The sequence below is a fragment of the Streptomyces sp. NBC_01497 genome, assembly GCF_036250695.1.
Lineage (GTDB): Bacteria > Actinomycetota > Actinomycetes > Streptomycetales > Streptomycetaceae > Streptomyces.
In genome coordinates, this window is record NZ_CP109427.1 from 7543289 (window position 1) to 7558280 (window position 14992).

At 73.1% G+C, this 14992-nt stretch carries 7 protein-coding genes and 1 pseudogene; 5 read left to right on the forward strand and 3 right to left on the reverse strand.

The genetic code is table 11. The features are described from left to right. Nucleotides 1-25: 25 nt before the first annotated feature. From OG310_RS32000 to OG310_RS32010, 3 genes and pseudogenes are all read right to left on the reverse strand, one after another. Nucleotides 26-1114, reverse strand: coding sequence for an isocitrate/isopropylmalate family dehydrogenase (locus tag OG310_RS32000; RefSeq protein ID WP_329459325.1), 1089 nt, complete (start codon nt 1112-1114; stop codon nt 26-28). A 249-nt stretch (nt 1115-1363) separates the two neighbouring features. Continuing rightward, nucleotides 1364-3724: an FUSC family protein gene (locus OG310_RS32005; protein WP_329459326.1), complete on the reverse strand. Its 2361-nt coding sequence runs from the start codon at nt 3722-3724 to the stop codon at nt 1364-1366. 506 nt (nt 3725-4230) lie between these two features. Next, nucleotides 4231-4380: pseudogene (locus OG310_RS32010) on the reverse strand (DUF488 family protein, N3 subclade); the annotation flags it as partial. 271 nt (nt 4381-4651) lie between these two features. Between OG310_RS32010 and OG310_RS32015 the strand changes: the two are divergent. From OG310_RS32015 to OG310_RS32035, 5 genes are all read left to right on the forward strand, one after another. Further along, nucleotides 4652-5287, forward strand: a complete 636-nt coding sequence (locus tag OG310_RS32015) for an SGNH/GDSL hydrolase family protein (RefSeq protein WP_329459327.1) — start codon at nt 4652-4654, stop codon at nt 5285-5287. Between the two features lie 405 nt (nt 5288-5692). Then, entirely contained in the window at nt 5693-8824 is a 3132-nt protein-coding gene (locus tag OG310_RS32020) for a GH92 family glycosyl hydrolase (RefSeq protein WP_329459328.1), read from the forward strand. Nucleotides 8825-9424: 600 nt separating this feature from the next. Continuing rightward, nucleotides 9425-10387, forward strand: coding sequence for a hypothetical protein (locus OG310_RS32025; RefSeq protein WP_329459329.1), 963 nt, complete (start codon nt 9425-9427; stop codon nt 10385-10387). A gap of 205 nt (nt 10388-10592) precedes the next feature. After that, nucleotides 10593-11579: a sugar phosphate isomerase/epimerase family protein gene (locus OG310_RS32030; RefSeq protein ID WP_329459330.1), complete on the forward strand. Its 987-nt coding sequence runs from the start codon at nt 10593-10595 to the stop codon at nt 11577-11579. A 49-nt stretch (nt 11580-11628) separates the two neighbouring features. Beyond that, nucleotides 11629-14991, forward strand: a complete 3363-nt coding sequence (locus OG310_RS32035) for a PQQ-dependent sugar dehydrogenase (RefSeq protein WP_329459331.1) — start codon at nt 11629-11631, stop codon at nt 14989-14991. Nucleotide 14992 lies beyond the last annotated feature (1 nt).

Here is a 14992-nt window from a genome sequence, read left to right on the forward strand (position 1 = left end):
GCCACCGCGGTCCGCCCGCCGCTCCTCACGCGTCGGGCTGGATCTCCCGGGCGACCGCCTCGGCCCCCGCGGCCGGGCCGCCGTCCGAGAGGCCGTCCCGGTCCACCTTCAGGGTCCCCATGTCCAGCGCTCCGCGCACCGCCTCGCGCACCGCGCGGGCCGCCGGCGCCTCGCCGAGATGGTCCAGCATCATCGCCGCGGCCAGGATCTGGCCGACGGGATTCGCCCGGCGCCGCCCGGCGAGGGCCGGCGCGCTGCCGTGGACGGGACCGAAACAGGCGGCACGCTCGCCGACGGCGCCCGAGGGGCACAACGCGGTTCCGCCCACGGTGCCGCAGCCGAGGTCGCTGAGGACGCCGCCGAGGGGGTCGGCCGTGACGATCACGTCGAAGTGCTCGGGCGACATCACCAGGGCCTCCGCCGCGGCGCCCGCGTAGAGGCATTCCGCCTGGATCTCCGGGTAGTCCCCGGCGACGTCGAGGAAGACCTCACGCAGCAGACGCATGCCGCGCAGCGTGTCCGCCAGGTCGGCGCAGGTGACCCGGCGCACCCGGTCCCGCCGCGCGCCCGCACGGGAGCGGGCGAGGTCGAACGCGTAGCGCGCGATCCGCTCGCACCCCGCGCTGGTGACGGTCAGTGTGTCCGCCGCCGTACCGCCGCCCCCGTTCTCGTCCTGCCCGCCGGCCGCGCCGCGCGGGGCATGCGGGAGCCGGGTGTTCTCCTGTACGACGACGTAGTCGACACTGCCGTGGCGCGCCACCAGCCGCGTGGAAACGCGCGGCAGCAGTTCGACGGGCCGCACCCGCGCGTACAGGTCGAGTTCCGTGTGCAGGACAGCGCCGAGCCGGCCCGCCTCGCTGCCGTCCGGCAGGCGGACCGACGGGAGTCCCACGGGCCCCAGGAGGGTCGCGTCCGCCGCGCGTACGGCGGCACGCCCGGCGCCGGGCAGCGCCTCACCCGTCCGCTCGTACGTCCCGGCGCCGCCGTCGACCTCGGTGATGCCGAGGTCGAACCCGTAGAGGTCCGAGGCCTTCGCCAGGACGAAGAGTGCCGCGTCGACCAGTTCAGGGCCGACGCCGTCGCCCCTGATCAGCGCGATGTCATGGACGGTCATGCTTCCCCTCTCGCCTCGGCCGGCGGGCGCGCCGCCGGGGAGCCCCGTACCGGATCGTACGGCGGCCGTCCGCCATCGCTCCAGGAGGTGGGGGCGCCGACCGCTCCTCGCTGACGGGGCGTTACCGGTCAGCCGCTGATCGGCCCATGTACGGGGCTCCACCACCGTCCGCGTCCGCGCGTGGGCCGAGCGGCGTGGCGGGGAGCCGGCAGGGGCGGGGCCCCTGCGCGAGTGGACCGGCGCGGTGCCTCACCTCGGGCCGCCGGCGCCGGGGGTCGCGCGTCGCGAAACGATGCGTGCCGTGGCGGAACGGCGGGCGCGCTGCCGCGCCGCGATCAAACGTGACGGCTCCAGGATCGTCGACTGGACGCTGCGCACCGCACGGATGTGGTCGGCCGTCCAGATCATCCGGATCGCCGTCGCCGACCAGCCGCGGTCGTCGCCGGCCAGGTCCTGACGCACCGTGCCGAGGAGCCTGTCGGCCGCCGCCGCGTCGTGGGGGAGAGGGCCCGGCACCGGGCCGTGCCCGGTCAGGGCGCCCGCCACCGACTCGAACCACGTCACGAGCGCGTCGGCTGCCGCGTCGATCTCGCGGCGGGCCGCCGTGCGGTCGCCCGCCGGCCCCCGGTGGTCGCGACCCCACAGGTCGAGCACCGCGTCCCCCGTCAGCCTCAGTACCGCGACGGCCGTGATCAGCGCGGTGACGTCGGCCAGCGGCACGTGCTTCGTCCCGCGCTCGGCGAGGAATCCGCGGAACGCGTCGTCCAGCCTGCGGGCCGCGGCCGCCGCCCTGGACCGTTCGTCCTCGGGGGCGGGAGCCGTCGGTGCGAGGACGTCGCAGCGCGTCACCCCGTACCCGATCGCGCCCCGCACATACCGGGCGCTGTGCGTGAACGCGTCGGCCAGCGCCTCCCCGAGGGCGTCCCCCGCGCCACGCGGCCAGAACAGCACGCCGACCGCCACGCTCACCGCACAGCCGATCGCGACGTCCTCGATCCTGACGAGACCGATGCTCCAGCCGGCCGGCTGGATGATCGTGAACAGGATCAGGATCGACGCCGTGAACCCGGCCTGCCCCGCGGCGAACGAGATGGCCGACGGCGCGAGCCCGGTGAACAGCACCGCGAGCGGGAGCAACAGCCACAGAGCTGTCTGGTCCGAACCCACCCCGTAGATCACCGCACCGCCGATGGCGATGCCCGCGGCGGTGCCCGCCACCGCCCGCAGCGAGTTCTGCCCGGTCAGCAGGGCACTGGAACGCAGCACGGCCATCGTCCCGAAAGCGACCCAAAAGGAGTGTTCGACCCCTGTCAGCGCCGCGACGAGGACCGCGAGCCCCAGCGAGATCGACCCTCGCACACTGTTGTGGAGCCAGACCGAGTGCCGCTCCACGTGCGCGCCCGCGCGTTCCTGAGCGGACGCCAGCGGCGACTCCACCCCCGCCGGGCGACGCCCGGCCAGCCGCTGCCACCACGAGCGGCGACGCGCCGCCAGCGTCAGCTCGATGTTCTCCGCGATCGCCCGGATCGCGAAGCTCGTCTCCTGGGCGCGGAAGCTCGGTTCCAGACAGCTCACGAAGACGGCGACCGCGGAGGACCGCTCCCGCGTCGTCACCGCCGGGGGGCCGTCGGTGCCGGTGCGGTCCCCGGGGCGCGCCGCGGTGACCGTACGTTCCATGACGGCACGCGCCTCGTCCAGCCGCCGCATCGCCGCGTCGAGCGCACCCGGCGCGCTCCCGTCCGGGGTCCGCAGCCGCTCGGCGCCCTGCTCCAGCAGATCGGCCGCCGCCAGTCGCACCGCGTGCACCACCGCGTCCGCGGGACCCGGGCCGCGGTCCAGCGGCGTCCTCATCAGCACGGTCTGAAGCCACATGACCTCGTCCACCAGCCGGACCAGGGTGCGCGTCGCCGTACTGAGGCCGGTGGGCCGGTACGGCGTGCCGAAGAACGTCGTCCGCAGCTTCGCCACGGCCGCCTCCGCGTCGGACACCACCGCGTCGAGCGCTTCGCGGTCAGCGGCCGCGAACCCGCCGCGTACGCAGGCGACCTCCGCCCGAAGCCGCTCCGCCAGCGCGGCACAGGCCCGCGCGGCAGTCGTGCGCAGCGGGTCCCTGGCCGGGGCCGGCCACAGCACCCCGACGGCCACCAGCGAGGCGGCACCGGCGAGGCCCCAGCCGGCGAGGCGGTCCGGGACCGTGCCCGGCGCGCCAGGGAGCGTCACCGGCAGGATGAAGGAGATCAGCATCGTCGTGGACGCCCCGGCGACCGTGGAGCTGATGATCCCGGAGAACAGGATGCCGAACGTGACGACCACCGTGGCGATCGCGGCCGGCCACGGCGCCCCGGAGGCCAGCGTGCCGAGAGACACGAGGACGGCGCCCGCGCAGACCAGGGCCGACTGCGCAGCGAGCCGGTCGCGCACCGGTCCGCCGAAGTCCACGAACAGCAGCAGGGCGATCGAACCGAAGGCGGCGAACAGCCCCATCGTCTCGTTGCCGAGCACCTCGACACAGAGGGCGAACAGGCCCGGCGCCACGATCGCGGCGCGCCCACCACGGCGCAGGGCCGCGAATCCGGCGTCGCGGGCGCGCAGGTGGCGCAGGAGGTTCACGGTGACTCCCGTGGGTCGGGGGCCGCGGTTGCCCTGGTGGTGCGCGCCGCTCCGCTACTGCCCCGCACGGGCGCGGGCCCGTGCCTGAGGAGCCCGGCCAACTCTCCCACGGGTGAGCGGCGGTGCGTGCGGTGGCCCGCGAACTCCCGCACGGGCCGGCGCGCGTGCGGGAGGTGGCCCCGAAACCGAGCGGGTACGGCCCGCGCCGCCCGCCGCGCCGCGTACGGCAGCCCCCGCACCCGCTCTCCCGGCACTCGTTCCCCCACCCCGCTCGCTGCGCACCTGTCCCGCCCGTGACCGCGCTGTCCCGGCGCCCACTGTGCCCCTGACCGGTCTTCCGGTCGCCTGGCTGCAGGGCGGTGTCGGTGGAGACGCGCACCCGTACCGTCGCATGGCTGAGGCCGATCTCCTCGGCGGCGTTCAGCAGGGCACACCGGGCTCTGGCCGCACCGTTCGCCGAGGTCGTCGAGGGCGGCGGACTGTCCCGGGCCGGCCGGTTCGGCCCGCTATCGCGCGGCGGACTCCCCGAAACGCTCGTGCCCGTACCAGTGCCCCAAGGCGGTGGACGGCGCCACGTCCTTGGACCACTCGTCCAGCCGCGCGGCCTGGCGCGAGGGTCCCCGGGGCCGGCGCCGGTCGACGAGGACACGGGCCCCGCCGTCCGCTTCCGGCTACTCGTACACGCGCGCGACCCGCACGTCCGGTACGGTCTCCATCCGCCCGTTCTCCGACGTCCGCCGGGTGCCCCGCCAGTCGTGCGGCGGGCACCCCTGGGACAGAAAGCGCTTCTCCCGCCGTGCGCGAACGGCCGCCATCGACACGGTCGCTCCGCGCCCCTCGCCCGTCACGTCCGTCCAGGCCGTGCCCCCAGCGGTACCGGCCCGGCGCGGACCCGGTCGCCGCCCCCCGACCCCCGCGGAGAAACAGATGCCCCTGCGCGTGCCCGCCGACTCGACGATCCTCTTCCAGGGCGACAGCATCACCGACACCAGCCGGCGCACCCAGCCGGGCGACGGTCTCGGCAACGGCTACGTCAGGATGGCCGCGGACCTGATGCGCGAACGCCCACAACCGTGCGAGCTGACCTTCCTCAACCGGGGCGTCAGCGGGAACCGGGTGGCGGACCTGGTGGCCCGGTGGGACGAGGACACCATCGCCCTCAAGCCCGCCCTCGTGTCCGTGCTGATCGGTGTCAACGACACCTGGCGCCGGTACGACTCGGGCGAGGTGACGACGACCGCCGACTACGAGCGCGACTATCGAGGTCTCCTGTCGCGCGTACGGGACGAACTCGGCGCGCGGATCCTCCTGGTCGAGCCGTTTCTCGTGCCGGTCGAGGAGGAGCAGTGGGACTGGCGGGAGGACCTCGATCCGCGCATCCAGGTGGTACGCAGGCTGGCGGAGGAGTTCGACGCGGCCCTGCTCCCGGCGGACGGCCTGCTCAACCAGGCGGCACGCGAGCACGGTGGCGCGCCGGCGGTCGCGGGCGACGGCGTCCACCCGACGCCGCTGGGCCATGCGGTCCTTGCCCGCGCCTGGGCGGGCCTGGTGGAGACCGCCTGATCCCGCGGGCCGGGGGCGGCGCCTGAGTGGCGGCCTCGGCGTAAACCCGGCCGGATCTGATCGCCGGAGGAGGCAGCCCGAGCGTGGCCGGGGCCGCCCCGGGCCTGGAGTGGACCGGCCGGGCGGGGCCCCGGCCGCCCCGCCCCGACCGCCGCGACCGTTCTGACCGGGCGGCCTCCCCGAGGTCCTCGCCGAGTGGTGGGCCGCGTCCGGAGCCGTCGCCCCCGGGCGCACCGGACGCGGCGCGGCGCGTCGCTCCGCGCGGAAAGGGATCGTCGGGGCGTCGGCGTCGCTGTCCTGTCCTGACCCTTGACGGGGGGTCAGGCCACCGACAGACTCCACGGCGTGTGACAACGATGTCACATCATGGCGGCTGGACGCAGGGCGGCAGCAGGGAGGCCCACGGTGCATCGACGACGCGGTCAATGGAGCAGACTCGGGATCGGGGCGGTGGTGATCGCCGCGTGCGTGACGGCCGCCCCCGCGGCGGCCTCCGCCGCGCCCGCCCGGAGCGGTCCGGCGCACACGTCCCTCGTGGCGGATCCGACGGCCTATGTCGATCCGATGATCGGGACGATGAAGGGCGTCGACGCGGAGAACACCTTCCCCGGTGTCACCGCGCCCTTCGGCATGATGCAGTTCAGCCCCGACACCACCTCCGGGGCCACAGGCTACGAATACACCTCGAACGCCATCAAGGGCTTCAGCCTGGACCACTTCTCCGGTGGCTGCTCGTCGTTCGGCGACATTCCGATCCTGCCGGTCACCGGAGCGGTCGGCGACGACCCGGCCGCCCGTACCGAGCACTTCTCCCACGACGACGAACACGCCACGGCCGGCGCGTACTCGGTCACGCTGGCGGACTCCGGCGTGGCGGTGGACATCGGTGCCACCACCAGGACCGGTATCGCGAACTTCCGCTACCCCAAGGGGAGTCAGGCCCAGGTCCTGGTCAAGTCGGGAACGAGCCTGGGCGGTGACCTCGCGGCCCAGGTGCAGGTCGTGAACGACCACGAGCTGCGGGGGACCACCACCCCGCACGGCCTGTGCAACAACAGCCAGTACACGATGTACTTCGACATCACCTTCGACCGGCCCTTCACCGCCCATGGCACCTGGGGCTCCGGCAAGGTCACCGCGGGCGCCGACAGTGCGTCGGGCGCCGGCTCGGGCGCGTACCTCACCTTCGACACGACCCGCACGGCGAACGTGACGGCCAAGGTCGGCATGTCGTACGTGAGTACAGCGGGCGCCGCGCGGAACATGGCGACGGAGATCCCCGGCTGGGACGTCGCGCGGGTGCAGGACAGGACCCGCGCCGACTGGCGCGATGTCCTGGGCAAGGTGCGGGTCGGCGGGGGCACGAAGGACCAGCTGACGACGTTCTACACCTCGCTGTACCGGTCCTTCCAGTCACCGAGCGTCTTCAACGACGTCGACCGGCGCTACATCGGATTCGACGGCAAGATCCACACGGTGGCGCCGGGCCACACCCAGTACGCGACGTTCTCCGACTGGGACATCTACCGCTCGCTCGCCCCGCTGCAGACCATGCTCTACCCCAAGAAGGCCGGGGACATGGCCGACTCGTTGCTGCGCGACGCCCAGCAGCAAGGCGGCTGGTGGCCCAAATGGCCCTCGCAGAACATGACGGGCAACGTCATGAACGGTGACAACGGTGTGCCGTTGTTCGCCCAGTACGTGGCGTTCGGCGCGCAGGGCGTCGACGTCAAGGACGCGCTGCCCATCATGGAGAAGGGCGCCACCACCGCGCAGCAGGTCGGCTGGGGCTGGACCGAACGGCCCGGCGTCGAGGACTACGTACGTCTCGGCTACGCGCCCAACAACGCCGACTCGCAGGGCGACCACGGCCTCCAGGGCGCCTCCGAGACCCTGGAGTGGGCCACCGACGACTTCACGATCTCGCAGCTCGCCGCCACGGTCGGCGACCGGGACACCGCCGCCGAGTACGCCCGTCGCGGCCAGAACTGGCAGAACATCTTCGACCCCGCGACCGGCTACCTGCGCCCGCGCGACGACAACGGGGCCTTCCCCGCGGGCCCTGGCTTCCAGACGCCGCCCGCGAACGCCTTCGGCCAGGACGGCTACGACGAGGGCAACGCCGCCCAGTACAACTTCTCGGTGCAGCAGGACATCGCGGGCCTCGTCGCCGCGATGGGCGGCAAGGACGAGGCGATCCCGCGCCTCGACGACTTCTTCTCCCAGCTCAACGCGGGTGGCAACGCCCCGTACGACTGGGCCGGCAACGAGATCGACACCACGGCCCCGTGGATGTACGACTACGTCGGCCAGCCGTGGAAGACGCAGGCGGTCACCCGCCGGTTCGAGAGCGAACTGTTCACCACCCGGCCCGACGGACTGCCCGGTAACGACGACAACGGCGCGCTGTCCTCGGAGTACGTGTGGGCGGCGCTCGGCATGATGCCCGCCACACCCGGTACGCCGACCCTCGCGCTCAGCAGTCCGCTGTTCCGGCGCGCGGAGATCACCCTGGGCACCGGACACCGCATCGGCATCGACGCGCCGAAAGCGGCGACCGACGCGCCGTACGTCACCGGCATGACGCTGAACGGCCGGGAACACGAGTCCAACGCGCTGCCCGCGTCGTTCGCCACGCGCGGCGGTGACCTCGGCATCGCCCTGTCCACCCGGCCCGACACGCACCGCGCCACGTCGGCCGCGGACGCGCCGCCCTCGTACCGGGCGTACGAGGACCCGGCGATCGGCTACCTGACCCCGACCGGCGCGCAGGTCACACCGCCCGGTGGCAGTGTGCCCGCCACCGTCGGCGCCTCGGTGCTCGCGGGCGGCGCGGGCAAGGTGAGCTGGACGGCCCACTCCGACGTCCCCGGGGTGAGCGTCACCCCGTCCTCCGGCACGCTCGACCTGACGCGCGCGCCCACCGCGAAGGCACCCGTCACGATCAAGGTCGCGCAGGACACACCGTCCGGCTACCACCCGGTGACGATCGCCTTCCGGACGGCCGCCGGCCGCACGCTGCCCGGCGGCGCGGCGGTGATCACCGTACCGGCCGCCGACGGCGCCGCCACCGCCTGCGACACACTGGGCGCCAGCGACACCGAATGCGGGCTCAGGCTCCGGGACAACGGGGACGGGCACACCGTGCCGGTCACCGCGGGCGGCCGGTCCGGCCGCTCCACGACGGACGGCTCGCCGTACGCGTACTTCGACATCGACAACACCACCGTGCCCGGTGGCACCTACCGGGCGACGGTGACCGTCGACTACTACGACCACGGCACCGGCAGCTGGAGCCTGCAGTACGACGCCGTGGGCAACGCGTACAAGTCGACGGCGCCGGTGGCCAAGACGGGCACCGACACCTGGAAGACGGCCACGTTCACGGTCGACGACGCGGCCTTCCACAACGGCGAGAACGCCGGGACGGACTTCCGCCTGGCCAACAGCGGCGACACCGGCACGATCGGACGCGTGCACACCTCCGTCACCGGCGACAACGCGCTGGCCCTGCATCTGTGCCCGGACGACAACTGACCGCCGGCGTCCGCCGGATCCGAAACCGACGGCCGCCCCTTCGGCGCGAGGCCGGTCTCCCGAGCGGAGGCCGGCCTCGCGCCGTGTACGGGGGCGGCGAGGAGGCGCGCGGGTGACGCGCCGGCCGCCGGCGGCCGGGCCCGCTCCGCCGGCAGGCCCGCCGTCCCGGGGGCGAGACACGGCGGGCGCCTGCCGGCCCCGCCCGATCGACCTGCCCGATCGACCCGCCCGATCAACGGCCCGATCAACCCGCCTGAGCAACCGACCCGAACCCGCCGGTGACCGGTGCCGGCGATGGCCCTGCCGCAGAGAACTGCCGTTTCCGACAGAACTTTTGATGGATCATCAAGAACTTTTACCCGGTTCCGGTGAAACCTCTGGACAGTGCCCGGGAGCGGCCCCTAATGTCTCGGGCCACCGGGCGGATGTTTCGTCCGGGTAACGCCAGCTCCTCACGCCTCCCTCCCCCACGGGGGCCCGCCCCGTACGCGGCCGGGCCGCCCCGAGGCGCGCGCTCACGCAACCCGCAGCACCCCCGCTCCGTGCGGGGCCCGGCCGCGCACCGGTGCGGCCGTGTCGGCAGCAAGAAGGGGAAGCGCAATGAAGCTACGTACCTATGTCGTGACGGCGACCGCCGCCCTCATGGCCTCCGGGAGCCTGGTGGCGCTCGCCACGACCGCGCAGGCCGCGCTCTACACGACCTGTGTCGGGGACGGCGGGGCCGTCACCGTGCGCGGTGACCTGGTGGTGCCGGCGGGGGAGTCCTGCACCCTCGACGGCACCAAGGTCGCCGGCAAGGTCACCGTCCAGGACGGCGCCGACCTGGTCGCGTCCGGGGTCACCTTCAGCGGAGCCGTCGACGTCGGCGAGGGCGGCTACCTGGACGTCACCGACTCCACGCTCAAGGGTGCCGTCACCGCCACCGGCGCCTTCGGCACCCACCTCCAGCACTCCACCGTCAAGTCCGCCGCGGCGACCGGCGGTTTCCTGTACGCGGTCGACGCCACCCTGAACGGCGCGGTCGGCGCGGACGGCGGTGAACTGTACGTGTCCGGCAGCACCGTCAAGGGCGCGGTCGCCGGTGCCGACGGCCTCTACGCGGACGTCTACGACACCACCGTCAAGGGCGACCTGACCGTCAGCGGCAACTCCCTCGGCGGGGTGCTCTGCGCGAGCGAGGTCAACGGGAGTACCGACTACCACCACAACGGCGACACCCTTCAGCTGGGCGGCGACGGTCCTCTCGGCTCCTGCGCGGGTGCCACCTACCTGGCCAAGAACCTCACCGTCACGGACAACACAGCCGCCGCCGTGCTCGACAACACCATCGTCGCGGGCACGCTCACCGCGACGGGCAACTCCCCTGTTCTGAGCGTGGGTTCGCTTGCCCGGGTGCGAGGAGCCGTCGTCGGGGAGACCGCTCCGGCCACCGCCGCCGCCACGTCCTCGCGCGCCCTGAGGGCCGCTCCGCAGGACCGGGGCCGGGCACTCGCCGGGCAGGTGGCCGGGCGCGCCGCCGCCGCACGGGCAGCCGCGGGCGCGGCCGGCGACGCGGACCTGTGACAGCGGACCTGTGACCGTGCGGCCCCGGCCGCCGGCCGGCCGCCGCGGCGCGCCGCCCGTGCGGCACCCCGGGTGCGGCCACGCGCGGGCCGGACACCGCCGCACGCCCTGCGTCGCGCCCCGCCGCACCCGGTCCCACCGGGCCGCCGCAGGCGCCCCGCCCGTACCCCGCCGTTCATCCCCCGTCTCATCACCTGGAGTGACCGTGGGCCATCTGCAGAAGTCCTTCGACCGCAGGACGTTCCTCCGCGCCACCGCGCGCACCACCGTCGCCGTCGCCGCCGCGTCCGTCGTCGGGGCGTCCGCCGCCTCGGCATCCGCCGCTCCGGCCGCCGGCGCGCCCTCCCGGCTGCCCATCCCGAAGAACCGCGTCTCGATCCAGCTCTACAGCGTGCGCGACAAGGTGACCTCGCTCGGCTTCGCCGTCGTCCTGCCCGAACTGGCCAGAATGGGCTACAACGAGGTCGAGTTCGCGGGCTACACGCAGAACACCTCCATCCTCGGCCGGCAGATCACACCGAAGGAGATCCGCCGGATCCTCGACGACAACGGCCTGCGCGCCACCGGCAGCCATGTCGGCCTGGGCAACTTCGCGGGCAACCTCGAAGGCGAACTGGACACCGCCGAGATCCTCGGCATGCCGCACGTCGGCACCGCCAACGCCCCCTCCGGCACCAACACCGTCGCCGCCTACCAGGCGGCAGCCGAGGACTTCAACGAGTGGGGCCGGGCCGCCACGGCCCGCGGCCTCAAGCTCTACCAGCACAACCACTCGGGCGAGTTCGCCTTCGCGAGCGACCAGCCGTCGGTCCGCCTCTACGACGTGTTCCTGCGTAACACCGACCCCCGTTACGTGTATCTGGAGATGGACGTCTACTGGGCCTTCGTCGGCCAGTACCGCTATCCCGGGTTCGAACCCGCCGCGTACGTACGCGACCAGCCCTACCGCTACCCGCTGTTCCACCTCAAGGACGGCGTCTCGGCACCCGGTTCCGGTGACGGCTACAGCATGGTCGAGTTCGGCGCCGGCGACCTGCCGTACGAGCGGTTCGTGCGGGACATCGGTCCGCGCGACAGCCACATCGGCATCTACGAGCAGGACAACGCGGTCAACACCCTGCCGAACCCGCCCGGTTCGCTGGGTGCGGCGGAGCGCAGCCTGGGTGGCATCAAGCGCCTGCTGGGCGCCTGAGCACCCGCATCCCACCGTTGTCGGCACGCGACCAAGGAGACGCACCACCGTGCACCGAACCCTGAGACGTCTGATCACCGGGGTCGTGCTGGCGGCGCTGCCCGCGCTGGGCGGGGCGAGTCTCGCCCCGGCCGCGCAGGCAGCGCCCGCCGCGACGGCGCCCGTACACGCACCCGCCCCCCGGCACGCCCCCGCGCACGAGGGCGACGAGGCGGCCGACCCCGCACTCGACTGGGCCAACTACGAGAAGGTCACCCTCACCAAGGAGACCGGTGAGCCGATCGACCTCGCCGTGCTCCCCGACAGCCGCGTGCTGCACACAGCGCGCAACGGCGACCTGCGACTGACCGACCCCGGTACCGGTGTGACGAAGATCGCCAACCACATCGACGTGTACCAGAACTCGGAAATGGGTCTCCAGACCGTCACCCTGGACCCGGACTTCGCCACCAACCACTGGGTCTACCTCTACTACTCGCCGCCGCTCGACACCCCCGCGGGTGCGGCGCCCGAGCAGCTGCCGGCCGGACAGGACGACTCGTACTGGAAGCAGTGGGAGGGACACGACAGCCTCTTCCGCTACAAGTGGACCGGCGACAAGCTCGACCTGACGACGGGCCAGGAGATCATCCAAGTCAACACCAACCGCGGCCAGTGCTGCCACGTCGCGGGAGACGTCGACTTCGACGCGCAAGGCAACCTCTACCTGTCCACCGGCGGCAACACACCGGCGTCCGGCCCCAACGTCAACGGCTACAACCCCATCAACGACGCACCGGGCTACAACCCCGGCCTCGACGAGCGCCGCGGCTCCGGCAACACCAACGACCTGCGCGGCAAGATCCTCCGCATCCACGTGCGGGACGACGGGAGTTACACCGTCCCCGACGGGAACCTCTTCCCCGCGGGGACCCCGAAGACCCGGCCCGAGATCTTCGTGATGGGCCTGCGCAACCCGTACCGGCTCAGCGTCGACAAGGCCACCGGCGCGGTGTCCTGGGGCGACTACGGTCCCGACGCCGGCAACGCCGACCCGAACCGCGGCCCCATGGGCTACGTGGAGTGGAACACCACCACCAAGTCCCTGAACAGCGGCTGGCCGTTCTGCACGGGGGACAACACCCACCCGTACCGGGACTTCGACTTCGCGACCCTCACCCCGGGTCCCGCCTTCGACTGCTCCGCTCCGGTCAACGACTCCCGCTGGAACACGGGCCTGCGGGACCTGCCGCCCGCCCACCCCGCCACACTCTGGTACGGCGACAAGGACACCGACCAGCCCTGGCCCGAACTGACCGCGTTCCGCGGTCCCGGCGGCCCCGGCGGCCAGGCCCCCATGGGCGGACCGACCTACCACTACGACGCGGACAACCCGTCCACCGGCAAGTTCCCCGCCTACTGGGACGGCAAGGCGTTCCTGGGCGAGTTCTCCCAGGACTACGTGGCGGCCCTCACCCTGGACGGCCCCGACGGGCCGGTCAGCAAGATCGAGAACGTCCTGCCCAACAGCGAGCGGTCCGAGAACGGCATCCCGCCCTGGGACAACCCGATGGACCTGGAGTTTGGTCCCGACGGCGCGCTCTACGTCCTCGACTACGGCGACGGATTCTTCCGCCAGAACCCCGACGCGGGCCTGTACCGGATCGAGTACGCGGAGGGCAACAAGGCGCCCACCGCCGTCATCGCGGCCCAGCCGTCCTCCGGGCACGCGCCGCTCAGCGTGACCTTCGACGCGAGCGGTTCCACCGATCCCGAGGGATCCGCGCTCACCTACCAGTGGGACCTGGACGGTGACGGAACCTTCGACGCCACCGGACCGAAGGCCACGCACACCTACAGCGCGAACGGCCAGTTCCAGGCCCGCCTGAAGGTGACCGACCCCCAGGGCAAGACCGGCCTCACGAGCCACCAGATCACGGTCGGCAACACCGCGCCCACCGTGAAGATCACCACGCCGCCCAACGGCGGGTTCTTCAACTGGGGCGACACCGTCGCGTACGGCACCGACATCAACGACCCCGAGGACGGGACCGACGTCGACTGCGCCAAGGCGGCGTGGACCTTCGGCCTCGGTCACAACCAGCACGGCCACCCGGTCGACAGCGGCACCGGCTGCTCCGGCGCGGTCCTCACTCCGGCCGACGCCGGACACGGGGACACCGAGAACGTCTTCGGTGTCTTCGGTCTCACCTACACCGACAAGGGCGCGGGCGCCGTGCCCCCGGCCTCCAGCGACGCGCAGGTGATCCTCAACCCGGCCCTCATGCAGGCCGAGCACTACGACGCGGCCGAGGGCGTCACCGTCACCGACGACGCCACCGCGTCCGGACAGCGTCGCCTGACCTCCTTCGATCCCGGCGACTGGATCGCCTACGACCCGGTCTCCTTCTCCGGCATCACCGGCGTACGGACGAGGGCCACCGGTGCGGGCACCCTCTCACTGCGCTGGAACTCGCCGGACGCGGAGCCCTTCGCCACCGTCCCGGTACCGGCAGGCGACGGCTGGCAGACCGTCGACACCCCGCTCACCGGGGCGCCCTCGGGCAGCGGCAAGCTGTACGTCACCTCCACGGGTGGTGTGGAGCCCGACTCCTTCACCTTCCAGGGCGCGGGTGTCGCGGACCGTACGGCACCCACCGCGACGGCCACCCTCGACCCGGCGAAGCCGACCGGAACCGGGGGCTGGTACACGGGGGACGTGAAGCTCACCGTCACCGCGAAGGACAACGGCAGTGTCAAGAGCCGTGAGTACTCCCTCGACGGCGGAAAGACCTGGAAGGCGGCGAACTCCGCCGTCACCCTGTCCGCCGAGGGTGTGACGACCGTCAGCTACCGGGCAACGGACACCGCCGGCAACGTGTCAAACGTCGGGTCGACGACCGTACGGATCGACCGGACGGGCCCGTCCGTGACGGTCACCGGCGTCGAGGCGGACTCCGACCACGGCGACTCCACCGCGATCACGCCCGCGGTCACCGCCACCGACACCGTCTCCGGGGGCGCCACCGCAACGGCCACCCTGGACGGCGCCGCGCTCGCCCCGGGCAAGCCGGTCGAGCTGTGGCGGCTGCCGCTCGGCGGCCACGACCTGAAGGCCACCGGGCAGGACGCGGCCGGCAACTCCGCGACGAAGACCGTGCACTTCACCACGCACACGTCATTCGCGGAGCTCACCGCCCTGGTGGCCGGGCTCAAGGCCGACGGGCTGGTCACCGCCCAGGGGCAGCAACGGCTCGACGTACGGATCGGCCAGGCCGCGGCACATGCCGACGCCGGCCGGACCGGGCAGGCGGCCGCCGTACTCGACGCGGTGGCGGACCTCGCGGGGCAGCGCTCGCTCGTCCCCGACACGGCGGCAGGTGACGCGCTCGCGCGGGACGCGTCCGCGGTGAAGGGAGGACTGGCCGGCTGAC